Source organism: Pseudoxanthomonas sp. G3 (assembly GCF_057654715.1).
Map to the genome: position 1 here is coordinate 1,450,736 of NZ_CM172805.1, position 21,735 is coordinate 1,472,470.

Consider the following 21,735-nt stretch of genomic DNA (forward strand, 5'->3'; position numbering starts at 1 on the left):
GCACGCCCGCGGCGACCATGAGCCAACGCGGGGACCACATCAAGCCGCCCTCGCGGGCCGAATGGAGAGAGATTGATGAAACTGCGCGTACTGGCAACCACCCTGGCCCTCTGTAGCCTCGCGGCCTGCGGCAAATCCGGCGAAGGCGACGCCGCCAAGCCGGCCGATGGCGGCGACAAACAGGTCAACGTCTACAACTGGTCCGACTACATCGCCGAGGACACCATCCCGAACTTCGAGAAGCAGTCGGGCATCAAGGTCACCTACGACGTGTTCGACAGCAACGAGGTCCTGGAGACCAAGCTGCTGGCCGGCAGCAGCGGCTACGACGTCGTCGTGCCGACGATGAACTTCCTCGGGCGGCAGATCCAGGCCGGCGTGTTCCTGCCGCTGGACAAGAGCAAGATCCCCAACTACGCCAACCTGGACCCGGCCATCATGAAGCGCCTGGAGAACCAGGACCCGGGCAACCAGTACGCCATTCCCTACATGTGGGGCACCACCGGCATCGGCTACAACGTCGACAAGGTGAAGGCCGCGTTCGGCAACACGGACATCGCCGGTAGCCTGGACATCGTGTTCAAGCCTGAGAACATCAGCAAGCTGAAGGACTGCGGCGTGACCTTCCTCGACACCCCGTCGGAGATCATCCCGATCGCGTTGAACTACCTGGGCGAGGATCCGAACAGCCAGGATCCGGCGGTGATCGACAAGGCCGCCGCGCTGCTCAAGACCATTCGGCCGTACATCACCAACTTCCATTCTTCGCAGTACATCGACGCGATGGCCAATGGCGACACCTGCCTGGTGGTCGGCTGGTCGGGCGACATCATCCAGGCGCGCGACCGCGCCGCGGAAGCCAAGAACGGCGTCAACATCGCCTACGCCATTCCGAAGGAAGGTGCGCCGCAGTGGTTCGACATGCTGTCCATCCCGAAGGACGCCAAGCACGTCGAGGAGGCCTACGCCTTCATCAACTATCTGCTTGACCCGCAGGTGATGGCCAACAACTCCAACTTCATCAGCTATCCGAACGCCCTGCCGAAGGCGAAGGCGTTGATGGACAAGTCGATCACCGAAGATCCGACCATTTACCCGACCCCCGAGGTCGAGGCCAAGCTCTTCACCTTCGCCATCATCCCGCCGGACGTGGACCGCCAGTACACGCGCATCTGGACGGAACTGAAGACCGGCAAGTAAGTCCCGCGGCCGGGGCGGGCAGGGCCTGCCCCGGATCCGGCGGTCCACGCACGACATCACGGCTGGCGCCGATGCAGCGCCGGCGATCGGGGAACTCCATGGCGGCAGAACAGGGCAACGGCGCGGCACCGAACGGCAAGGCGACCGCGCAGGAGTACCTGCGCATCGTGGACGTGCGCAAGGAATTCGACGGCTTCGTGGCCGTCGACGACACCAACCTGACGATCCGCAAGGGCGAAATCTTCGCGCTGCTGGGTGGATCGGGCAGCGGCAAGTCCACGCTGCTGCGCTGCCTGGCCGGCTTCGAGAAGCCGACCTCCGGCAAGATCTTCCTGGATGGCCAGTTGCTCAACGACCTGCCGCCCTACGAGCGGCCGCTCAACATGATGTTCCAGTCCTACGCGCTGTTCCCGCACATGACGGTGGAGCAGAACATCGCGTTCGGCCTTAAGCAGGACGGCCTGGCGAAGGACGCCATCAAGAAGCGCGTCGAAGAAATGCTCGCCCTGGTCCAGCTGGGCAAGCTGGCCAAGCGCAAACCGCACCAGCTGTCCGGCGGCCAGCAGCAGCGGGTGGCGCTGGCGCGGTCGCTGGCCAAGGGGCCGAAGCTGCTGCTGCTGGATGAGCCGATGGGTGCGCTGGACAAGAAGCTGCGCTCGCAGATGCAGCTGGAACTGGTCAGCATCATCGAGAAGTCGGGCGTGACCTGCGTAATGGTCACTCACGACCAGGAAGAAGCGATGACGATGGCCACCCGCATCGCGCTGATGGACCAGGGCTGGATCCGCCAGGTCGGCACGCCCGATGAAATCTACGAGCAGCCGACCAGCCGTTTCGCCGCCGAGTTCATCGGCTCGGTCAACCTGATCGAAGGCGCGGTGGAGGAGGACGAAGCGAACTACGTCACCATCCGCTCGCCGCAGCTGCCTGACCCGATCTACATCGGTCACGGCATCTCGGGTTTCGAAGGCCAGGAAGTGGCGTTCGCGGTGCGGCCCGAGAAGCTGGGCATCGGCAAGGCCGAGCCGCCGCAGCCGCACAACAAGGCCAAGGGCGTGATCGAGGACATCGCCTACTTCGGCAGCCACTCGGTTTACCACGTGCGCCTGCCGAGCGGCTACAAGTTCATGGCCAACTTCGCCAACGTGCAGCGCTGGGCGAGCGAGGGCATGACCTGGAACGATGAAGTGTGGGTGTGGTGGGGCGACAACGACGGCGTGGTGCTCACCTCATGAACATCCTGCGCTCCCTCCAGAAACGCCTGCCGGGGCCGCGTTGGGGCGTGATCTCGGTGCCGTACGTGTGGCTGCTGCTGTTCTTCGCGATCCCGTTCCTGATCGTGCTGAAGATTTCCTTCGCCAAGCTGGCGATCGCGATGCCGCCGTACACCCCCATCCTCGAGTACATCGACGAGGCGCTGACGCTCAAACTCAACCTGGGCAACTATGCGGCGCTGTTCACCGACTCCCAGTACATCGCGGCCTACCTCAGTTCGATCAAGATCGCGGCGATCTCCACCTTCCTCGCGCTGCTGGTGGCGTATCCGATCGCCTACGTGATCGCGCGCCTGCCACCGTCGTCGCGCAACATTGCGATGATGCTGGTGGTGCTGCCGTCGTGGACATCGTTCCTGATCCGCGTCTACGCGTGGATCGGCATCCTGAAGAACAACGGCCTGCTCAACAACCTGCTGATGAAGATCGGCCTGATCGACGAACCGCTGCAGATCCTCTATACGCCGATGGCGGCCTACATCGGCATCGTCTACTGCTACCTGCCGTTCATGGTGTTGCCGCTGTATACCAACCTGGTCAAGCACGACCATCGTCTGCTGGAGGCGGCCTACGACCTCGGCGCCAAGCCGTGGAAGGCGTTCTTCACGATCACCCTGCCCTTGTCGAAGGCGGGCATCATCGCCGGCTGCATGCTGGTGATGATCCCGGCGGTCGGCGAATTCGTCATTCCCGAGCTGCTCGGTGGCCCGGACACGCTGATGATCGGCCGCGTGCTGTGGGGCGAGTTCTTCAATAACCGCGACTGGCCTGCGGCATCGGCGGTGGCCATCGTCATGCTGATCCTGCTGCTGATCCCGATCCTGATCTTCAACCGGGTGCAGCAGCGCGAGATGGAAGGGAGGCTGACATGAGCCGGATCGGACAACGTGCGGTCAACTGGACGGTGCTCGGCCTGGGCTTCGCCTTCCTCTACATCCCGGTCTTCATCCTGATGGTGTACTCCTTCAACGAGTCGCGCCTGGCCACGGTGTGGTCGGGCTTCTCGTTCAAGTGGTACGGCGAACTGTTCCGCGACAAGCAGATGCTCGATGCGGCCTGGGTCAGCATCAAGGTGGCGTTCTGGACGGCGACCGCCGCGGTCGTGCTCGGCACGATGGCGGCGCTTGTGATGACGCGCATGCGGCGCTTCCCCGGCAAGACCTTGTTCGGCGCGCTGATCACCGCGCCGCTGGTGATGCCGGAAGTGATCATCGGCCTGTCGGTCCTGCTGATGTTCGTCTCGCTGGGCCAGGTGGTCGGCCTGCAGCCGCGCGGCATCCTTTCGATCTGGATCGCGCACGTGACCTTCACCCTGGCGTTCGTCACCGTGGTGGTGTCTTCACGGCTGTCCGAGCTGGACAAGTCGCTGGAAGAAGCCGCGATGGACCTCGGTGCGAACCGGATCAAGGTGTTCTTCCTGATCACCCTGCCGATCATCGCGCCGGCGCTGGTGTCGGGCTGGCTACTCGCCTTCACCCTGTCGCTGGACGACGTGGTGATCGCCAGCTTCGTCGCCGGGCCGAGCTCCACGACGCTGCCGATGAAGGTGTTCTCGTCAGTGCGCTTGGGCCTGAGCCCGAAGATCAATGCGCTCGCCACGCTGATGATTCTGGTGGTGACCGTGGCCGCCTTTCTGGGCTGGTGGCTCATGTACCGCGAAGAGAAGCGGCGCCAGCGCGACATGCAGCTGGCCTTGCAAGACAACGGGTAGCAAGCGGCAGGGCAGGGAGGGCATGTCGAACGCTGGTGCGACCGCAATCCCTTGTCTCGTCATCCCAGCGTACGCTGGGACGACGGCAACGGACGTCCAGCGACGGTCGAGAGGTTCCGCAACGGCGTCATAACCTCGTCGCGTCCAGAATCCTTTCTCTTCCGGCAGACCACGACTTAGAAGAAGCCATGACCGTCGAAACCATCAATCCCGCGACCGGGCAGGTCGAATACCGCCACGAACTGATGACGGCCGCGCAGGTCGATGCCACGCTCGCCGCTGCGCAGCGCGCCTTCCCCGCGTGGGCGGCGCTGTCGCTGGCCGAGCGCGGCAAGGTGCTGCGCGCCATCGGTGCGGAGTTGCGCCGACGCCGCGACGACATCCAGCGCACCATGACGGCGGAGATGGGCAAGCTGCGCAAGGAAGCCCTGGCCGAAGTCGACAAATGTGCCGGCGCTTGCGATTACTACGCCGATCACGCCGCCGATTACCTGCTGGACCAGCCCGTCGCGACCGATGGCCAGCGCAGCTACGTGCGTTACGAGCCGATTGGCTGCGTGTTGGCGGTGATGCCTTGGAACTTCCCCATCTGGCAGGTATTCCGCTTCCTGGCGCCGGCCCTCATGGCCGGCAACGTGGCCGTGCTGAAGCATGCGAGCAACGTGCCGCGCTGCGCCGACGCGATCGCGGAGACGCTGGCAGCGGCCGGATTGCCGGATGGCGTCTTCGGCGTGCTGCACATCGACAACGAGCAGGCGGCCGAGGTGATCCGCGACGCGCGTGTCGCCGCGGTGACGCTGACGGGCAGCGAGCGGGCCGGGCGCTCGGTGGCGGCCAATGCCGGCAGTCAGCTGAAGAAGAGCGTGATGGAACTGGGCGGCAGCGATGCCTTCATCGTCCTGGACGATGCCGACCTGGACAAGACCGTCGCCGGGGCCGTGGCCTCGCGCTTCGGCAACGCAGGCCAGACCTGCATCGCGGCCAAGCGCTTCATCGTGCAGGAGGGCATCGCGGACGCGTTCGTGCAGCGCTTCGTCGAGGCGGCGGCGAAGCTGCAGCTGGGCGACCCGCAGGATGACGCGACCACGCTCGCGCCGATGGCGCGACAGGACCTGCGCGACGAACTCCACAAGCAGGTGCAGGCCAGCGTCGCCAAGGGCGCGAAGGTGCTGCTCGGCGGCGCGCCCGATGCCTCGCATGCCGGCTATCCGGCCTCGATCCTCGATGCCGTCGCACCGGGCATGCCCGCGTACGAGGAGGAACTGTTCGGTCCCGTCGCCAGCATCCTGCGGGTGAAGGACGATGCCGAGGCCGTGCGCGTGGCGAACGACACCACCTTCGGCCTGGGCGGCAGTGTGTGGACGCGCGATGCCGACCGTGGCGACCGCATCGCGCGGCAGCTGCAGGTCGGCGCGGCCTTCGTCAACGCCATCGTCCGCAGCGATGTGCGTCTGCCGTTCGGCGGCACCAAGCGCTCGGGTTTCGGTCGCGAACTGGCCGAGCATGGCATCCACGAGTTCATGAACATCAAGTCGGTCTATATCGCCTGATCGGAGATCGCTCAGAAGAGCCGAGCTTGCTCGGCTCCGTGGTGACGGAAGCGGGAACAGCGGAGCAAGCTCCGCTCCACGATGTCCATGGGTGGAACGGATGGTTACGGTGGCTGCCGTTCCTAAGTGGCCATGCCGGTGCCATCTTGTCGGCAGTTGACCAGGAGGCAACATGCCCACCCTCACCGATACCACCCCCGCCCGCGTGATCCGCACGGTCCGCGGCCGACCCACGTCCGACGGCGCGGGCGTCAAGCTGACGCGCGTGATCGGCGGCCCCGACCTGCCCGATCTCGATCCGTTCCTGCTGCTCGACGAATTCGGCACGGACAAGGCCGAGGACTACCTCGCCGGCTTTCCGGAGCATCCGCATCGCGGTTTCGAAACGGTCACCTACATGCTCGATGGCCGCATGCGCCATCGCGACAACCACGGCAACGAAGGCCTGCTGACGCCGGGCGCCGTGCAGTGGATGACCGCCGGGCGCGGGCTGGTGCATTCGGAAATGCCCGAGCAGGAGTCCGGCCGCATGCGCGGCTTCCAGCTGTGGGTGAACCTGCCGGCGCGCGAGAAGATGACGGACCCGAAGTACCAGGAGTTCGCCCCCGACCGCATTCCGGTCGCCACGCCGGCGGCGGGCGTGGAGGTGAAGGTGATCGCCGGCACCGTCGGCGACGTGCAGGGCCCGATTTCGCAGCCCGCCACCGATCCGGTCTACCTCGACATTGCGCTCGAGGCCGGCAAGGCCTGGGAATATGCGTTGCCGGTCGGGCACAACGCGTTCGCGTACGTGTTCGAAGGTGCGCTGACCGTCGGCGAGGGCGACCAAGCGCGGCCGCTGGATACCCACGAGATGGGCGTGCTCGGTGGCGGCGACGTGTTGCAGGTTCGTGCAGGCAGTCGTCCTGCGCGCCTGATCGTGGTGGCAGGACGGCCGTTGCGCGAGCCGGTGATGCGCCACGGCCCCTTCGTCATGAACACGCGACAGGAGCTGATGCAGGCCTTCGTGGATTTCCAGGAAGGCCGCTTCTGACCGATGCGCGAAGGCGGGACGCTGTCCCGCCCCGGGCGGTCAGTTGCCGGCGGACAGCTGCGCGCTGGTAGCGCGCACGTCGAGTTGCTGCGCCAGCGAAATCAGGCTGCCGAGTTCTTCGGGCGAGTTGGCGTTGATCCACACCTGCGCGTAGCGGTCGTTGTCCAACTCGACGACGGTGATGCGGCGCGAGGCCATGGCGGCCGAGGTTTCCTGGCCGGCCAGATCGGGGCGGTACCAGAAGATCTCTTCGCCAGAGAACGAGCTCTCCTCCTGGCGCAGGCGACGCTCCAGGCGGATCTTCGGGTCGCGCGACGTGAGCATGACGTTGAGGACCTGGCGCCCGTCGGCGGCGACCGCCTTGCAAGCGATGAAGTTGGCGTCAACGCGTTGCTCCCACTGCAGCCCGGCGCTGGCGGGCAGGGTGGGACAGGGCGGGGCTTCCTGCGCCGCTGCGACGGCGGAAGCGAAGAAGAGACTGGCGGCGATCACGAGCTTCATGGCATTCCCCTGGATGGTCGCCCTTCGGGCGGTTCCGCGTTCTTGCGCGCACCGCGGCAGGCCGTGCGGCCGATTCCATCCCTTGGTCATCCCCGGTGTCGCCTGCCGTTTTCCCCCGGCAATGGCCCGACCATAGCCCATGCTGCGCCGCAAAACAACGCGTTATGCGCGGGAACGGCGATCCCAGTCACACCCCCTGTCACGCGGGCGCCCGGCGCGAGGCCGGGCACCGCGCGGCGGCTCAGGTGCGCTCGCGCCCCAGCCAGCCGTACAGCATGCCGCCGATCAGACCGCCCAGCACCGGCGCCAGCCAGAACAGCCACAGTTGTCCCACGGCCGTCGGGCCGGCGAACAGGGCGACGGCGGTGGAGCGTGCCGGATTCACCGAGGTATTGGTGACGGGGATGCTGATCAGGTGGATCAGGGTCAGCGCCAGGCCGATCGCGATGGGCGCGAAGCCCGTCGGCGCGCGTCCGTGCGTGGAGCCCATGATGACGATCAGGAAGAACGCGGTGAGGACCACTTCGGTGAGGAACGCCGCCGCGACGCTGTAGCCGCCCGGCGACATCGCGCCATAGCCATTGCTGGCGAAGGCGCCGGCGGCATTGGGATCGATCGCGAAACCGGCCTGGCCCTGCGCGATCTGCAACAGGATGAAGCCGGCCGCCAGGCCGCCCACGACCTGCGCCACGATGTACGGCAGCAATTCGCGCGCCTGGAAACGCCCGCCCGCCCACAGGCCCAGACTGACCGCAGGATTGAAGTGGCCGCCGGAGATGTGGCCGAACGCATAGGCGCCGGTCAGGACAGTCAGGCCGAACGCCAGCGATACGCCCAGCAGGCCGATGCCCAGCGGGTTGCCGTCGCCTCCGAAGCTCGCCGCGAGCACGGCGCTGCCGCAGCCGCCCAGTACCAGCCAGAACGTCCCCAGGAATTCCGCCGCGAGTTTCTTTGCCAGACTCATGCCAGCCCCCAATGCGTGCGTGCCCGTCACATGACGGTGCGCGCACGATAGCGGAACGCGAAAGGGATGCGTGTTTGCTTTGCGTTAGCCGCGCGGGATTCAAACGCGACTGAAGTAAAACTCACATTTCGTCCGCCCGTGGCTCATCGCTCCGGCAGGGGAATGAATTCGGTTTCGCCGGGCACATGGCCGAAGCGGCCGTCCAGCCAGTCCTGTTTGGCCTGGTCGATCCGCTCCTGCGAACTCGACACGAAGTTCCACCACATGTGGCGCGGGGCATCCAGCGGCTCACCGCCCATCAGCAAGCCCTTCACCGGCGTCTTGGCCCGCAGGATGGGACGGCTGCCCCGATCGAACACCACCAGGTGCTTCTCCGGGATGTCGGCGCCATCGACCTGCGCGTCGCCTTCCAACACGTACAGCGCACGCTCGACGTGGCCCGCGTCGATCTCCAGTTCCGCATCCGGCTGCAGATCAACGGCCACGTTGAAGGTGCCGCTGAAGACCTTCACCGGAGATTCCTCGCCGTAGGCGCGGCCGGCGATGATGCGCAGACGCACACCGGCCCGGTCGACGACCGGCAGGGTCGCGGCCGCGTGGTGGTGGAATTCGGGGGCGACTTCCTCGTACGACTTCGGCAGGGCGACCCATGTCTGCATGCCGTGCACGTCGTGGCGGCCGGTGCGCACGTCGAGGGGCGTGCGTTCGGAATGGGCGATACCGCGGCCGGCGGTCATCCAATTGACGTCACCCGGCGAGATCACCTGTTCCGAGCCCAACGTGTCCTTGTGGTTGATCGCGCCCGACCAGAGGAAGGTGACCGTCGCCAGGCCGATGTGCGGGTGTGGGCGCACGTCGATGCCGCGTCCGGGCTCGAACACGGCCGGCCCCATGTGGTCGACAAAGACGAACGGCCCCACGCTGCGGGCCTGCAGGCTGGGAACGGCGCGGCGCACGTTGAAGCCGCCGCCCAGGTCGTGCACGCGTGGTGCGATGATCGTGGTCATGGCATGTCCTCGGTGGGAGGCGCGCAGCATCGCATGGCGTGGCGCCGACCCGGACGACGATACGGAAACGGTCCGTTGCGCGTCATCCCCCATCCGGGCGGGGCGTGCTCAGGGCGCGGTGACGCCGTAGCGCTCGACCTCGAGCGTCGCGCGGCCGGTCGCATCCACGCGCACGATGGAAAGCCGGTCGTACTCGCTGTCGTCCATCGGTTGCACGGTACAGCCGCACAGTGCCGCCACCAGGTCGGGCACGGTATTGCTATGGCCGACGACCAGCACGGTGCCGGCGCGGTGCGTCCGCTTCCATTGCGCGGCGCTCTCCCTCGCCGGGCCCCGCGCGAAGTAGGCGCCGACCGGCATGCCGTGGGCGTCAGCGGTGGGGCGCGCGGTCTGCTGGGTACGGCGGAACTCGGTCGCATACACGGCCACCAGCGGCGCGTCCTTCAGGCGCACCGCCAAGGCGTCGGCCCGCGCGCGCCCGGCGTCGGACAGGCGGGGATCCTGGGGGTCGTCGCTGGCCTTCTCGGCATGGCGGACGACGATGAACGTCAGCGGCGCGTCCGCGGTGTCGCGCGAAGGTGACGTACTGCAGGCGGCGACCAGCAGGGCCATCGCCAGCAGGACTACGAGACGGAGCAGGGGCACGGGGCACATGGCGATCCTCGGCGAAGGCAGGAGGCGAGGGTGCAACGCCGGGATCGGGGGTGCAAGCGTGGCCCTCACACCGCAAGCCCTACGATAGGGGCACGCGAGGGGAGGAAACGGAATGCGTAAGTGGCTACGCCGAATCGGCCTGGGTCTGCTGGTACTGGTGGTGGCGTCCGCCGTGGCGCTGTACAGCTATGGTCGGTTTGCCGAGACCGCACGGGGCGCGCCCGCGCATGCGCTGCCGACGGCCGCGGACGCCACACCGCTGGACCGCGCGGTCGCGCCGATGCTGCGCGCGCACCCACGTCAGAGCGGCATGGCGCTGCTGTCCGACAACCTCGACGCCTTCACTGTCCGCGCCGCCGCCGCACGTGCCGCAGGTCGCAGCCTGGACCTGCAGTACTACATCTGGAACCACGACTTCACCGGCAACCTGCTGGGCTACGAGGTACTGCGCGCGGCCGACCGCGGCGTGCGTGTGCGCCTGCTGCTCGACGACATGACCGCGCACGGCAAGGACTCGCACCTGGCCGCGCTGGATGCGCATCCCAACATCGAGGTCCGTTTGTTCAATCCGTCGCGCAGCCGGGTCGGGGTGCTGGGCCGGGCCAGCGAGATGCTGCTGCGGCCGGTGGCGATGAACCGCCGCATGCACAACAAGGCTTGGATCGCCGACGGACGCGTGGCGGTGGTCGGCGGGCGCAATGTCGGCGACGAGTATTTCGATGCCGCCGCCGAGACCAACTTCCTCGACCTCGACGTCGCGCTGATCGGGCCCGCCGTACAACAGACGTCGGCGATCTTCGATGACTTCTGGAACAGCGCCTCGGTCATTCCGCTGGCCGCCATGACCCAGGCCGAGGAGGGTGCGCTGGAGCGCCTGCGTGCCCATGGCGATACCGGCTACCGTTCGGCGCGCGCCGGCGCCTATGTCGCGCGCTTGCGTTCGACGCCCGGCCTCCCCGCGTTGCTGGGCGGCAACGCGCTGTACTGGCTGGATGAGGTGGGGGTGTACTCCGATCCCGCCGCCAAGGGCGAAGGCGAGGGCCAGGCACGCTGGCTGGTCCATCGGCTGGGCAAGGCGATGGGCGAAGCGCGTCGCGAACTGCGCGTGATCTCGCCGTACTTCGTCCCCGGCGACGAAGGCACCCGCTGGCTGGTCGGCAAGCGTGCCGAAGGCGTCGACGTCAGCGTGCTGACCAACTCACTGGCGGCCAACGACGTGATGGCAGTGCATGGCGGCTACGCGCCGTATCGCATCCCGCTGCTGGAAGGCGGCGTGACGCTGTACGAATTGATGCCGCACGGCGACCAGGACAGCAGCCTGTTCGGTTCCAGCGGCGCCAGCCTGCATACCAAGGCCTTCGCCGTGGATGGCGAACAGGGGTTCATCGGCTCGTTCAACCTGGATCCCCGCTCGGTCAACCTCAACACCGAGATGGGCATCCTGTTCCGCGACCGGGGCGCGGCGGCGGCCCTGCTGCGCAGTTACGACGCGAAGATCGCACCGGACAAGAGTTATCGCGTCCTGTTGCACGACGGTGCGCTGCGATGGGAGGACGCCTCGTCGACGCCGCCCAAGATATGGGAGCGCGAACCCGAAGCCAGCCTCTGGCGCCGCGGTGTCGCGCGTGCGGTCGGCTGGCTACCGATCGAGTCGCAGCTGTAGCGTGCGCATGGCGCACGCTACGGTCATGTGGCCAGGGTGGCCAGGAGGCCTTTTGCGGCATTGAACCGGTCGGGCGCATCCGGCAGCGGCACCTTGATGCGGAGCTTGTCGGGGCCGTCCATCGCGTACAGCTTGGGTTGTTTCTGGATCAGCTGGATCACGGCCATCGGATCGATGTTCGGCTTGCTCTCGAACACGATGCGGCCGCCGTGTTCGCCCAGTTCCAGTTTGCGGATGCCCAACTCGTTGGCCGCCAGCTTCAGCTCGGCGGTGGCGAACAGGTACTTCGCCGGGTCCGGCAGCAGGCCGAAACGGTCGATCATCTCTACCTGCAGGTCGCGGAGGTCCTCCTTCTGCGGCGCGCTGCTGATGCGCTTGTACAGGGTCAGGCGCGTATGCACGTCAGGCAGGTAATCCTCGGGAATCAAAGCGGGCACGTTCAGCTCGACCTCCGCGCCGCGACGCTCCTGGCCCACGTCCACATCGGGCAGATGGCCGGCCTTGATGGAGCGCACCGCGCGCTCCAGCAGTTCGGTGTACAGGCTGAAGCCGACCTCGGCCATCTGACCGCTCTGGTCCTCGCCCAACAGTTCGCCGGCGCCGCGGATCTCCAGGTCGTGCGTGGCCAAGGTGAAGCCCGCGCCCAGTTCGTCCATCGAGGCGATCGCTTCCAGCCGGCGTTGCGCGTCGGCGGTGATGCTGCGCTTGTCCGGCACCACCAGGTATGCGTACGACCGGTGGTGCGAACGGCCAACGCGGCCACGCAGCTGGTGCAGCTGCGCCAGGCCGAACTTGTCGGCACGATTCATGATGATGGTATTGGCGTTCGGGATGTCGATGCCCGACTCGATGATCGTCGTGCACAGCAGCACGTTGAAGCGCTGCTTCTGGAAATCCAGCATCACCTGTTCGAGCTCGCGCTCGGGCATCTGCCCGTGGGCGACGCCGATGCGCGCTTCCGGCACCAGCTCCTGCAGCTCGCGCTGCATGCGGCCGATGCTCTCCACGTCGTTGTGCAGGAAGTACACCTGGCCGCCGCGCGACAGTTCGCGCTGGAAAGCCTCCTTCAGCAGCGCGTCGTCCCACGGCGTCACGAAGGTCTGCACCGCCATGCGGTTGGCCGGCGGCGTGGCGATGATGGACAGGTCGCGTAGGCCCGCCATCGCCATGTTGAGCGTGCGCGGGATCGGCGTGGCCGTCAGTGTCAGCAGGTGCACGTTGGCGCGCAGGGCTTTCAGTGCTTCCTTCTGGCGCACGCCGAAGCGCTGCTCCTCGTCCACGATCACCAGGCCGAGGTCGGCGAACTTCACGTCCGGCTGCAGCAGGCGATGGGTGCCGACGATGACATCCAGCTTGCCTTCGGCGAGTTTCTCCAGTTCGGCCTTGATCTCCTTGGCGGTCTTGAAGCGCGACAGCACCTCGACCTTCAACGGCCAGTCGGCGAAGCGGTCGCGGAAGTTGCGGTAGTGCTGCTCGGCCAGCAGCGTGGTCGGCACCAGCACGGCCACCTGCTTGCCCGCGCTGGCAGCGGCGAACGCGGCGCGCACGGCCACTTCGGTCTTGCCGAAGCCCACGTCGCCGCAGACCACGCGGTCCATCGGCTGGCTGGACTGCAGGTCGCGCAGCACCGCTTCGATGGCCGCGCGCTGGTCGGGCGTCTCTTCGAACGGGAAGCCGGCGGCGAACGGCTCGTACATCGGCCGGTCCACATGCAGGGCCAAACCGGCGCGCGCCTGCCGGCGCGCCTGGATCTCCAGCAGTTCGGCAGCCACGTCACGGACTTTTTCTGCTGCGCGCTTCTTCGCCTTGGCCCAGGCTTCGCCGCCCAGCGAATGCAGCGGCGCGGTCTCCGGCGATGCGCCGGAGTAGCGGCTGATCAGATGCAGCTGTGCGACCGGCACGTAGAGGCGGTCGCCCTTGGCGTATTCGATCTCCAGGAACTCGCCGGGCATGCCGCCCACGTCCATCGCGATCAGGCCGCGGTAGCGGCCCACGCCGTGGTCTTCGTGGACGATGGGCGCGCCTTCGGTGAGTTCGCCCAGGTCGCGGATGATCGCTTCGGGCTCGCGCCCGGTGCGCTTGCGCCGGTGCGCCTGGGTGGCGCGCTCCGGGAACAACTGGCGCTCGGTGAGCACCGCAATGCGCGGATCGTCGAGGGCGAAGCCGTCGGCCAGCGGTGCGACGGCGATGGCAAAGCGTGTGAGCCCCTCTCCCTCCGGGAGGAGGGTTGGGGTGAGGGTACGGAGCGTGCGCGGTGGTTCGGCTGCCGTGGTCTTCGCCGCACCCTCATCCGGCGCTTCGCGCCACCTTCTCCCGGCGGGAGAAGGGAGAAATGCGCCGAAGTCGGCCACTACCTCCGGCTGCAACTCCGCGGCCTGCAGGACTTCCAGCAAGGCTTCGCGGCGGCCGGGCGAATCGGCGGCCACCAGCACGCGGCCGGGGTAATGGCCCAGGAACGATTTCAGCGCTTCGCCCGCCGGCGCGTCCTTCGCCGCCACCGGCAGCGGCGGCAACGGCTGGTCGCCCAGCGGCAGCGCATCGGCGTGACGGCTGTGCTGCGGGCCGCACACTTCGATGCGCGATTGCTGGTTGAGCCGCTCGCGCAGGCCGTCCGGCGAGACGTAAAGCTCGTCCGGCGGCAACAGCGGACGCTCGATGTCGTGGCGGCGCTGTTCGTAGCGATTGCGTGTCTGCGCCCAGAACGCTTCGGCGGCTTCGCCAAAGCCGTCGGTCAGCACCGGCAACGCGTTGGCGCGCAGGTAATCGAACAGCGTCGAGGTGGCATCGAAGAACAGCGGCAAGTAGTACTCGACGCCTGCCGGCGCCAGCCCCGATTTCAGGTCCTGATAAAGCGCGCTGCGACGCGTGTCCACGTCGAAGCGGTCGCGCAGCAGCGTCATCGCGCGGTCCACCGATCGCTCGTCCAGCGGCACTTCGCGGCCGGGCAGCAACTGGACCGATTCGACCCGATCGAGCGAGCGCTGGCTCTCCGGATCGAAATGGCGGAGCGAGTCAACCGTGTCGTCCAGCAATTCGATGCGCAGCGGCGCATCGGCGCCCATCGGGTAGACATCCAGCAGCCCGCCGCGCACGGCGAAGTCGCCGGGGTCCAGCACCTGCGGCACGTGCCGATAACTGGCGGCCTCGAGCCGGCGCTTCTCCGCATCGAAATCCAGCCGCTGGCCCACGCGATAGTCGAAACTGCCCCCAGCGATATGCCGCAGCGGCGACAGGCGCTGCATCAGCGTCTGCACGGGCACGATGACGATGCCGCGCGCCAGCGCGGGCAGGCGGTGCAGGGCGGCGAGACGCTGCGACACGATGTCCGGATGCGGACTGAACTGGTCGTACGGCAGGGTTTCCCAGTCCGGGAACGGCACCACCGGCAGGTCGTCGCCGCTGCCACCCAGCAGCGTGTGCAGATCGGCTTCTATCTGGTGGGCCTCGTGGTTGTCGCGGGCCACGACCAGCACCGGGCCGTCGTGGGCGCGGGCAGCAGCGGCGATCGACCAGGCCAGCGCGGTGGGCGACGCGGGCGCGCGCCACCAGGCACGCGATTGGCCGCCACGCGGCAGCGGGGGAGCAGGGGAGGCGATGTTCTTGGCGTCGGTCATGGGTACACAAAACAACGGCAGCGCCGGACACCGTGGAGTGCCCAGCGCGAAGGGATGCGCAGTGTACCAACAGGGCCGCGGGCGGCCTTCACCGCCGCGGGCGATGCCTCATTCGGCGGTCAGCGGGTCGATGATCGCCACCACCGGCGAAATGCGATTGGCGGGAAAACCGCCGCGCAACGCGTGTTCGCGCACCAGCGCTTCGCTGGGCGCGCGGTAAACGCAGTAGACCTTGTCGTCGGTCACGTAGCTGTGCTCCCACTGCACCTGTGGGCCCAAGTCGGCCAGCACACCGCAGGACTTCTGGGAAACGGCTTTCAGCTCGGCCGGCGTCATCAGGCCGGCGCCTTCGATGTCGCGTTCGATCAGATAACGGGGCATGAGGCACTCCAATGCGTGGCGGGGGCCACGTCCATGCCATCGACTACGCGGAAACCACCGTCGTGCGCCGACCGCCGGTCGGCGGTCAGGAGTCCTCGTTGAGGTCCAGCACCACCCGCACCAGGCCCGCGCCATCGGCCTCGCGCACGCGCTTGAAGCCCAACGACTGGGCGAGCTGCAGCATGGGTTCATTGCTGTCGAGCACATCACCGTAGAGGCGGTCCAGCTTCTTCGAGCGCGCCCACTTGGCCAGCTTGCGCATCAGGTGGCGGCCCAGGCCCTGGCCGGCGATGAAATGGCTGACCAGGATCGCGAATTCGGCATCGCGCGTGCGCGCCACCATCGACGCACGCGCGACTGCACCCACCAGCGCCTCGCCCGGCGGCAGCGGTTCGGCGGCCACGAGGGCGAACTCGGTGTTGGGGTCGGGATGGGTCAGGCGCTGGGCCATCTCCGGCGTCAGCTCTTTCAACGCATAGAGGAAGCGCTGGCGAATCTCCTCCGGGCCCAGCAGGCCGAAGGCGCCCTGGATGGGGCCGGCGTCCTCGGGGCGGATCGGGCGGATCAGCAGTTCGCGCCCGCTGGGCAGGCGGAAGTGTTCATGCCAGGGCGGCAGGCGTTTCGGCGCGGTCATGGTCGGATGCTCGCATGAAAGCCGGAGGGTCGGCGAGGGCCGTTCAGGCCGCGGTTCAGGCGGCGTGGCGTTTGCCGCGCAGGCGCTGGACGGTCGTGACCACGGCCAGGATCACCGCGCCCGCCACGACGCCCACGCCGGCGTTGAACAGGTTCTCCCACAGCACGCCCCAGCCGCCGTGCGTGTACGGTTCTATGACGTGGTGCAGGGCGGGGATGCTGTGCACCAAGATGCCGCCGCCGACCAGGAACATCGCGGCGGTGCCGGCGATGGAAAGGAATTTCATCAGGTAGGGCGCGCTGCGCAGGATGCCGCGACCGAAGGCGCGCTTGAAGCGCGCCCAGCCGCTTTCGCGCGTGTCCGCACTCAGCGCGAGCCCGGCGTCGTCCAGCTTCACGATGCCGCCGACCAGGCCGTACACGCCGACGGTCATGATCGCCGCGATGGCGACCAGCGTCAGCACCTGCTCCAGGAAGGTGCGGCCACCCAGCGTGCCGAGCGAGATCACGATGATCTCCGCCGAGAGGATGAAGTCGGTGCGGATGGCGCCGCGGATCTTGTCCTTCTCGAACGCCACCATGTCCACGTTTTCGTCCTGCACGGCGGCCAGGCGCTGGGCATGTTCCTGTTCGTCCTCGCCCTTGTGCAGGAACTTGTGGGCCAGTTTCTCCACGCCCTCGAAGCAGAGGAAGGCGCCACCGATCATCATCAGCGGCGTGACCAGGGGGACGCTGTAACCGCGCCCGTGCAGCCAGGTCTCCAGGGCGCTGATCGCCAGGGCCGCGGGCACCAGGATGGCCTTGTTGACCACCGAGCCCTTCGCCACCGCCCACACCACGGGCAATTCGCGATCGGCCTTGACCCCAGTGACCTGCTGCGCGTTGAGCGCCAGGTCGTCGCCCAGCACGCCCGCGGTCTTCTTGGCGGCCACTTTCGTCATCACGGACACGTCGTCCAGCAGGGTGGCGATGTCGTCGATCAGGGCGAACAGGCTGGATCCGGCCATGGAAGAGGTCTGTGGAATGAAGGGGAGGGGCCGATTCTCGCACAGGCCCGTGGACACGCCGTGCGCGTCAGGCTGCCGCGCGCAACCACTCCAGCCGATGGCTGGCGCCGGCTTCGCCTAGGGTCGCCGCCAGCACGGGCAGCACCGGGGCCAGAGCCTCGGCCAATTGCCAGGGCGGATTGACCACCAACATGCCGCTGCCGTTGAGGCGCAGCGGGGAATCGTCGGGCCGCACCTGCAGCTCCGCCACGAAGGCGCCTTTCGACGGTAACGCGGCCATCTTGCGGAAGAACGGCAGCAGGCTGCGCCGCTGCTTGATCGGGTACCACACGGCGTAGGTCGCGGCGGGCCAGCGTGCTAGCGCATCGCGCAGGGCGGCGGTGATGGCCGGGTACTCGGCATCCTGCGCTTCGTACGGCGGATCGATCAGCACCAGGCCGCGGGCGATCCGCTGGCTGCCCGCGCGCGGCGGCAGCAAGGCCTTCATCGCCGCATAGCCATCCCGTGCATGCACGGCCACGCGCTCGTCGTGGGCGAACAGCTCCTTCAGCGCAGCCGCTTCTTCGGGCTGCAGTTCGCAGGCGGCGAGCCGGTCCTGCGACCGCATCGCCTGCGCGACCAGCAGCGGCGAGCCGGGATAGGCGACCAGCGCGCCGACCGGGTTGTTGGCTTCCACCGCGCGCAGGTAACGCTCGGCCAGCTCGGGCAGTCGAGGCACGCCGGCCAGCTTGAACACGCCTTCATCGGCTTCGGAGGTCTTGCGGCTCTCCGCCCCGCCCAGCAGGTAGCGGCCGCGGCCGGCGTGGGTATCCAGCACGAAGAACGGGGCGTCCTTGCGCTTCAGCGCGTCGACCATGGCCAGCAGGACGAGGTGCTTGAGAACGTCGGCATGGTTGCCGGCGTGGAAGGCATGGCGGTAATTCATGGCGCGCAGCATATATGCTTGCGCCATGCCGCGCGTACTGATTGCCGAAGACGAAATCGCCATCGCCGATGCCGTGCTGTATGCGTTGCGCAGCGAAGGGCTGGAGGCCGACCACTGCCTGCTGGGCCGCGACGTCGCCCCGCGCGTGCGCGCCGGCGGCGTGGACGTGGTGGTGCTGGATGTCGGCTTGCCGGATATCAGCGGCTTCGACGTCTGCCGCGAGCTGCGCGGGTTTAGCGACGTGCCGGTGATCTTCCTCACCGCCCGCAACGACGAGATCGACCGCGTGCTGGGTCTGGAACTGGGGGCCGACGATTACGTCACCAAGCCGTTTTCGCCGCGCGAGCTGGTCGCCCGCGTGCGGGCGCGCTTGCGCCGCGCGGGCGCCACGACGCAGGCATCGGCGGGGGACTGGATCGCGCGCGGCGCGTTCGCCATCGACCGCGAGGGCCACCGCATCCGCTATCGCCAGCAGCTGCTCGACCTGACCCGTTACGAGTACGCCGTGCTGGATGCGTTGTTGCAGCGTCCCGGCGCGATCCTCAGCCGCGCGCAGCTGATGGACCGCGGCTGGGACAGCGATGCCGACAGCGCCGACCGTACCGTCGACACGCATGTGAAGACCTTGCGCGCCAAGCTGCGCGCGGCCGGTGCCGACCCCGACCCGATCCGCACCCATCGCGGCCTGGGTTACGCCGTCGAGGCCTGACCGATGCGGCTCGGGCTGAAGCTGGTCCTCGGTTTCTTCCTGATCGTCGGCATCGCCGCTTTCTTCGTGATGCGCGTCTTCGTCAATGAAGTGAAGCCCGGCGTGCGCCAGGCGATGGAGTCCACTCTGGTGGATGCCGCCAACCTGCTGGCCGAAGTGGCCGCCGACGACCTCAAGGGCGGACGCATCGCCGACGGCGCATTCGCGCGCCATGTCGCGCTCGCCCAACAGCGCGACCCGAAGGCGTGGGTGTGGCGTTTCCGGAAGCGCACCGTGGACTACCGGGTCACCGTCACCGATGCGCGCGGCGTGGTCGTGTTCGACTCGCAGGGGCGCGATGTAGGGCGCGACAACTCCCGCTGGAACGACGTCTACCGCACGCTGCGCGGCGAGTACGGCGCGCGGTCCAGCCCGGAGGCGCCAGGCGATACCGCGCACACCGTCATGCACGTCGCCGCGCCCATCTACGACCCCGACAATCGCGCCACGCTGCTCGGCGTGCTGACGCTGTCGCAGCCCAACCGCAGCATCGAGCCCTTCATCGTCGCCAGCCAGCGCAGCATCCTGCTGCGCGGGGCCTGGCTGATCGGCATCTCCGCGCTGATCGGCGTGCTGATGACCTGGTGGCTGGTGCGCGGCATCGGCGGGCTCAACCGTTATGCGCAGGCGGTCAGCGCCGGCGAACCCGTGCCGCCGCCGCGACCCCGCGCCGACGAGATTGGCGACCTGGGGCGCGCGCTGGAGACGATGCGCCGCAAGCTGGCCGGCAAGGCCTATGTGGAGCAGTACGTGCAATCGCTGACGCACGAGATGAAAAGCCCGCTGGCCGCCATCCGCGGCGCCGCCGAACTGCTGCAGGAGCCGCTGCCGGAGGCGGACCGGCAGCGCTTCGCGCGCAACATCCAGGCGCAGGAGCAGCGGCTCACCGAGACCATCGACAAGCTGCTCGCGCTGGCGGAAGTGGAACAGCACGGTTGGCTGCAGCGGCGCGAGCGCGTGCAGGCCGACGCGCTCGCCGACGACGTCGTGCAGGCAATGGACGACCGGCTGACGCCGCGCGGCGTGCAGGTGGTGAAGGCGCCGGTGCAGGGGGCATGGACGGTCGAAGGCGACGGTTTCCTGCTGCGCCGCGCGTTGGGCAACCTGCTGGACAACGCCATCGCGTTCTCGCCGGCCGGCGGCACGGTCGAGCTGGCCGTCGAAGCCGACGCCGAGCAGGTGCGCTTCTTCGTGCGCGATCGTGGTCCTGGCGTGCCGGACTACGCGCATGAGCGGGTCTTCGAGCGTTTCTATTCCCTGCCGCGTCCGGACAACGGCCAACGCAGTTCCGGCCTGGGCCTGCCGTTCGTGCGCGAGGTGATGCGCCTGCATGGCGGCGAAGCCACGCTGCGCAACCGTCCCGATGGCGGCGCCGAGGCGATCCTTTCGCTTCCGGCGGTCTGACGCCGCACTTCACACAGTCTTCAAACAGGCCACCTGCCCGTTGCACACGGGCCGGGGACGATGCACCGCGTATCCAATCGGGGCATCGACATGAAGTCACTGAAATTGCTGTTGCGTTTCCTCACCATCGGCGGGCTGGTCCTGCTGCTACTCATCCCCCTGATGATGATCCGGGGCACCATCCAGGAGCGCGAGGCCTACCGGCACCAGGCCGTCGAGCGCGTCATCGAAGGCACGGCCGGCAAGCAGCGCGTGACCGGGCCGATCCGCGTCGTGCCATGGACCGAGGTCCGTCGCACTGAATGGCTGGACGACAAGGGCATCAAGCGCCTCCGCGAAGACAAGACCACGGGCCATCTGCTGCAGATGCCGAAAACGCTGGAGGTCACCGGTCGACTCGAGCCCGCCGAGCGCGCCGTGGGCCTGTACAAGGTCCGCGTCTACGAGTGGCATGCCGATCTTGCCGCCACGTTCGAACCCGCGCTGCCGGGCCCCTCGGCGAACGGCGCGGAGCGCCAGTACGGCGCGCCGTACCTCGTGTTCGGCGTTGCCGATGTGCGCGGTGTCGCCGACACGCCGGAACTGACGGTCGATGGCGCCATGCTGCCGCTGAAGTCCGGCACCGGCTACCTCGGCGCGCGCCTGGACGGGATCCATGCCGAGTTGCCGCCCGTCGCGGCGGGCCGGGCGGCGGGCCAGCGCGTGGCGATGAAGCTGCTGCTCAAGGGCACCGAGTCGCTGTCGGTCGTGCCGCTGGGCGACAACAACGACATCCGTATCAAATCGAAGTGGCCGCATCCGAAGTTCGAAGGCTATTCGCCCACCAGCGAGGTCACCGGGTCCGGCTTCAATGCGACGTGGAAGATCTCTTCGCTGGCCAGCAACGCGCAGAAGCAGCTGCGGGGTGAGGACGGCCCGGATGTGCGGGCGGAGCGCATCGTCGACGGCCGCGTGCTCGCGGCGCCGCTCACTACCAGCGTCGACGCGCTGCACGTCAGCCTGGTCGATCCGATCGACGTCTACACGCAGGCCGACCGGGCCAGCAAGTACGGCATCCTGTTCGTGGTGCTGACCTTCGTCGGCTTCGCGCTGTTCGAAATGATCAAGCGCCTGCCCATCCATCCGCTGCAATACCTGCTGGTTGGCCTGGCGTTGGCGATCTTCTTCCTGCTGCTGCTCAGCCTCTCCGAGCACATCGCGTTCTGGCAGGCCTACCTGGTGTCGGCGGTCGCCTGTATCGGCTTGCAGTTCGTCTACCTGTCGGGTGTGTTGCATAGCTGGGCGCGTGCGGCGGGGTTCGCCACGATGCTGACGCTGCTGTACGGCGTGCTGTACGGGTTGTTGGTATCGGAGGACAACGCGTTGCTGATGGGCTCGCTGCTGCTGTTCGGCATCCTGGCCGTGATCATGTGGGTCACCCGCAAGGTGGACTGGTATGCGCTGGGCACGGAACTGCGCTGAGCCAT

Annotated in this window: 19 protein-coding genes; 10 read left to right on the forward strand and 9 right to left on the reverse strand. The window is 67.7% G+C overall.

Translation table 11 applies throughout. The annotated features are described in order from the left end of the window. Window positions 1-75 precede the first annotated feature (75 nt). From AC23D6_RS06870 to AC23D6_RS06895, 6 genes are all read left to right on the forward strand, one after another. Window positions 76-1,200 carry a polyamine ABC transporter substrate-binding protein gene (locus AC23D6_RS06870; RefSeq protein WP_487752036.1) on the forward strand — a complete coding sequence of 375 codons (1,125 nt, stop codon included), beginning with the start codon at window positions 76-78 and terminating at the stop codon, window positions 1,198-1,200. 98 nt (window positions 1,201-1,298) lie between these two features. After that, window positions 1,299-2,435 (forward strand): ABC transporter ATP-binding protein, encoded by a 1,137-nt coding sequence (locus AC23D6_RS06875; RefSeq protein ID WP_487752037.1) that lies wholly within the window; start codon window positions 1,299-1,301, stop codon window positions 2,433-2,435. Continuing rightward, window positions 2,432-3,346: an ABC transporter permease subunit gene (locus tag AC23D6_RS06880; protein WP_487752038.1), complete on the forward strand. Its 915-nt coding sequence runs from the start codon at window positions 2,432-2,434 to the stop codon at window positions 3,344-3,346. The genes AC23D6_RS06875 and AC23D6_RS06880 overlap by 4 nt, the downstream gene beginning before the upstream one ends. Further along, a complete protein-coding gene (locus AC23D6_RS06885) occupies window positions 3,343-4,185 on the forward strand; it encodes an ABC transporter permease subunit (protein ID WP_487752039.1) in 843 nt (280 codons plus the stop codon). The genes AC23D6_RS06880 and AC23D6_RS06885 overlap by 4 nt, the downstream gene beginning before the upstream one ends. Window positions 4,186-4,373: 188 nt before the next feature. Continuing rightward, a complete protein-coding gene (locus AC23D6_RS06890) occupies window positions 4,374-5,735 on the forward strand; it encodes an NAD-dependent succinate-semialdehyde dehydrogenase (protein ID WP_487752040.1) in 1,362 nt (453 codons plus the stop codon). A gap of 172 nt (window positions 5,736-5,907) precedes the next feature. Further along, on the forward strand, window positions 5,908-6,768 hold the full coding sequence (locus tag AC23D6_RS06895) for a pirin family protein (protein WP_487752041.1): 861 nt from the start codon (window positions 5,908-5,910) through the stop codon (window positions 6,766-6,768). Window positions 6,769-6,807: 39 nt separating this feature from the next. Here the strand turns inward: AC23D6_RS06895 and AC23D6_RS06900 are convergent, their stop codons facing one another. From AC23D6_RS06900 to AC23D6_RS06915, 4 genes are all read right to left on the reverse strand, one after another. Then, on the reverse strand, window positions 6,808-7,269 hold the full coding sequence (locus AC23D6_RS06900; protein ID WP_487752042.1) for a hypothetical protein: 462 nt from the start codon (window positions 7,267-7,269) through the stop codon (window positions 6,808-6,810). Window positions 7,270-7,510: 241 nt separating this feature from the next. Further along, complete coding sequence (gene aqpZ / locus AC23D6_RS06905; protein ID WP_487752043.1) at window positions 7,511-8,233, reverse strand: aquaporin Z; 723 nt, start codon at window positions 8,231-8,233, stop codon at window positions 7,511-7,513. Window positions 8,234-8,376: 143 nt separating this feature from the next. Further along, window positions 8,377-9,240: a pirin family protein gene (locus AC23D6_RS06910; RefSeq protein ID WP_487752044.1), complete on the reverse strand. Its 864-nt coding sequence runs from the start codon at window positions 9,238-9,240 to the stop codon at window positions 8,377-8,379. 108 nt (window positions 9,241-9,348) lie between these two features. Beyond that, window positions 9,349-9,885 (reverse strand): SixA phosphatase family protein, encoded by a 537-nt coding sequence (locus AC23D6_RS06915; protein ID WP_487752045.1) that lies wholly within the window; start codon window positions 9,883-9,885, stop codon window positions 9,349-9,351. A gap of 121 nt (window positions 9,886-10,006) precedes the next feature. Here AC23D6_RS06915 and AC23D6_RS06920 point away from each other — a divergent pair, with 121 nt between their 5' ends. Further along, on the forward strand, window positions 10,007-11,557 hold the full coding sequence (locus AC23D6_RS06920) for a phospholipase D family protein (RefSeq protein ID WP_487752046.1): 1,551 nt from the start codon (window positions 10,007-10,009) through the stop codon (window positions 11,555-11,557). A gap of 23 nt (window positions 11,558-11,580) precedes the next feature. Here the strand turns inward: AC23D6_RS06920 and mfd are convergent, their stop codons facing one another. The 5 genes from mfd to AC23D6_RS06945 form a co-directional block, all read right to left on the reverse strand. Further along, the gene (mfd, locus tag AC23D6_RS06925) at window positions 11,581-15,171 is read right to left on the reverse strand and encodes a transcription-repair coupling factor (RefSeq protein ID WP_487752047.1); all 3,591 of its coding nucleotides are present in this window, start codon (window positions 15,169-15,171) and stop codon (window positions 11,581-11,583) included. A 108-nt stretch (window positions 15,172-15,279) separates the two neighbouring features. Then, on the reverse strand, window positions 15,280-15,552 hold the full coding sequence (locus AC23D6_RS06930; RefSeq protein ID WP_487752048.1) for a DUF4242 domain-containing protein: 273 nt from the start codon (window positions 15,550-15,552) through the stop codon (window positions 15,280-15,282). An 85-nt stretch (window positions 15,553-15,637) separates the two neighbouring features. Further along, window positions 15,638-16,186, reverse strand: a complete 549-nt coding sequence (locus tag AC23D6_RS06935; protein ID WP_487752049.1) for an N-acetyltransferase family protein — start codon at window positions 16,184-16,186, stop codon at window positions 15,638-15,640. Window positions 16,187-16,241: 55 nt separating this feature from the next. Then, window positions 16,242-17,192 (reverse strand): DUF808 domain-containing protein, encoded by a 951-nt coding sequence (locus AC23D6_RS06940; RefSeq protein ID WP_487752050.1) that lies wholly within the window; start codon window positions 17,190-17,192, stop codon window positions 16,242-16,244. A 67-nt stretch (window positions 17,193-17,259) separates the two neighbouring features. Then, the gene (locus AC23D6_RS06945; protein ID WP_487752051.1) at window positions 17,260-18,117 is read right to left on the reverse strand and encodes a 23S rRNA (adenine(2030)-N(6))-methyltransferase RlmJ; all 858 of its coding nucleotides are present in this window, start codon (window positions 18,115-18,117) and stop codon (window positions 17,260-17,262) included. A 25-nt stretch (window positions 18,118-18,142) separates the two neighbouring features. On the opposite strand from AC23D6_RS06945, the gene creB reads away from it, so the two are divergent. From creB to creD, 3 genes are all read left to right on the forward strand, one after another. After that, the gene (gene creB, locus AC23D6_RS06950) at window positions 18,143-18,826 is read left to right on the forward strand and encodes a two-component system response regulator CreB (RefSeq protein WP_487752052.1); all 684 of its coding nucleotides are present in this window, start codon (window positions 18,143-18,145) and stop codon (window positions 18,824-18,826) included. 3 nt (window positions 18,827-18,829) lie between these two features. Then, on the forward strand, window positions 18,830-20,269 hold the full coding sequence (creC, locus tag AC23D6_RS06955; RefSeq protein ID WP_487752053.1) for a two-component system sensor histidine kinase CreC: 1,440 nt from the start codon (window positions 18,830-18,832) through the stop codon (window positions 20,267-20,269). Window positions 20,270-20,359: 90 nt separating this feature from the next. After that, complete coding sequence (gene creD, locus AC23D6_RS06960) at window positions 20,360-21,730, forward strand: cell envelope integrity protein CreD (protein WP_487752054.1); 1,371 nt, start codon at window positions 20,360-20,362, stop codon at window positions 21,728-21,730. Window positions 21,731-21,735 lie beyond the last annotated feature (5 nt).

What these genes read in the sequence shown, in the direction of transcription:
- AC23D6_RS06945 (WP_487752051.1), bottom strand. Translation starts at nt 18,117, where the DNA reads ATGAATTACCGCCATGCCTTCCACGCCGGCAACCATGCCGACGTTCTC.
- AC23D6_RS06900 (WP_487752042.1), bottom strand. Translation starts at nt 7,269, where the DNA reads ATGAAGCTCGTGATCGCCGCCAGTCTCTTCTTCGCTTCCGCCGTCGCA.
- AC23D6_RS06935 (WP_487752049.1), bottom strand. Translation starts at nt 16,186, where the DNA reads ATGACCGCGCCGAAACGCCTGCCGCCCTGGCATGAACACTTCCGCCTG.
- AC23D6_RS06940 (WP_487752050.1), bottom strand. Translation starts at nt 17,192, where the DNA reads ATGGCCGGATCCAGCCTGTTCGCCCTGATCGACGACATCGCCACCCTG.
- creC (WP_487752053.1), top strand. Translation starts at nt 18,830, where the DNA reads ATGCGGCTCGGGCTGAAGCTGGTCCTCGGTTTCTTCCTGATCGTCGGC.
- aqpZ (WP_487752043.1), bottom strand. Translation starts at nt 8,233, where the DNA reads ATGAGTCTGGCAAAGAAACTCGCGGCGGAATTCCTGGGGACGTTCTGG.
- AC23D6_RS06920 (WP_487752046.1), top strand. Translation starts at nt 10,007, where the DNA reads ATGCGTAAGTGGCTACGCCGAATCGGCCTGGGTCTGCTGGTACTGGTG.
- AC23D6_RS06890 (WP_487752040.1), top strand. Translation starts at nt 4,374, where the DNA reads ATGACCGTCGAAACCATCAATCCCGCGACCGGGCAGGTCGAATACCGC.
- AC23D6_RS06930 (WP_487752048.1), bottom strand. Translation starts at nt 15,552, where the DNA reads ATGCCCCGTTATCTGATCGAACGCGACATCGAAGGCGCCGGCCTGATG.
- creD (WP_487752054.1), top strand. Translation starts at nt 20,360, where the DNA reads ATGAAGTCACTGAAATTGCTGTTGCGTTTCCTCACCATCGGCGGGCTG.
- AC23D6_RS06910 (WP_487752044.1), bottom strand. Translation starts at nt 9,240, where the DNA reads ATGACCACGATCATCGCACCACGCGTGCACGACCTGGGCGGCGGCTTC.
- AC23D6_RS06885 (WP_487752039.1), top strand. Translation starts at nt 3,343, where the DNA reads ATGAGCCGGATCGGACAACGTGCGGTCAACTGGACGGTGCTCGGCCTG.
- AC23D6_RS06870 (WP_487752036.1), top strand. Translation starts at nt 76, where the DNA reads ATGAAACTGCGCGTACTGGCAACCACCCTGGCCCTCTGTAGCCTCGCG.
- creB (WP_487752052.1), top strand. Translation starts at nt 18,143, where the DNA reads ATGCCGCGCGTACTGATTGCCGAAGACGAAATCGCCATCGCCGATGCC.
- AC23D6_RS06880 (WP_487752038.1), top strand. Translation starts at nt 2,432, where the DNA reads ATGAACATCCTGCGCTCCCTCCAGAAACGCCTGCCGGGGCCGCGTTGG.
- AC23D6_RS06875 (WP_487752037.1), top strand. Translation starts at nt 1,299, where the DNA reads ATGGCGGCAGAACAGGGCAACGGCGCGGCACCGAACGGCAAGGCGACC.
- mfd (WP_487752047.1), bottom strand. Translation starts at nt 15,171, where the DNA reads ATGACCGACGCCAAGAACATCGCCTCCCCTGCTCCCCCGCTGCCGCGT.
- AC23D6_RS06895 (WP_487752041.1), top strand. Translation starts at nt 5,908, where the DNA reads ATGCCCACCCTCACCGATACCACCCCCGCCCGCGTGATCCGCACGGTC.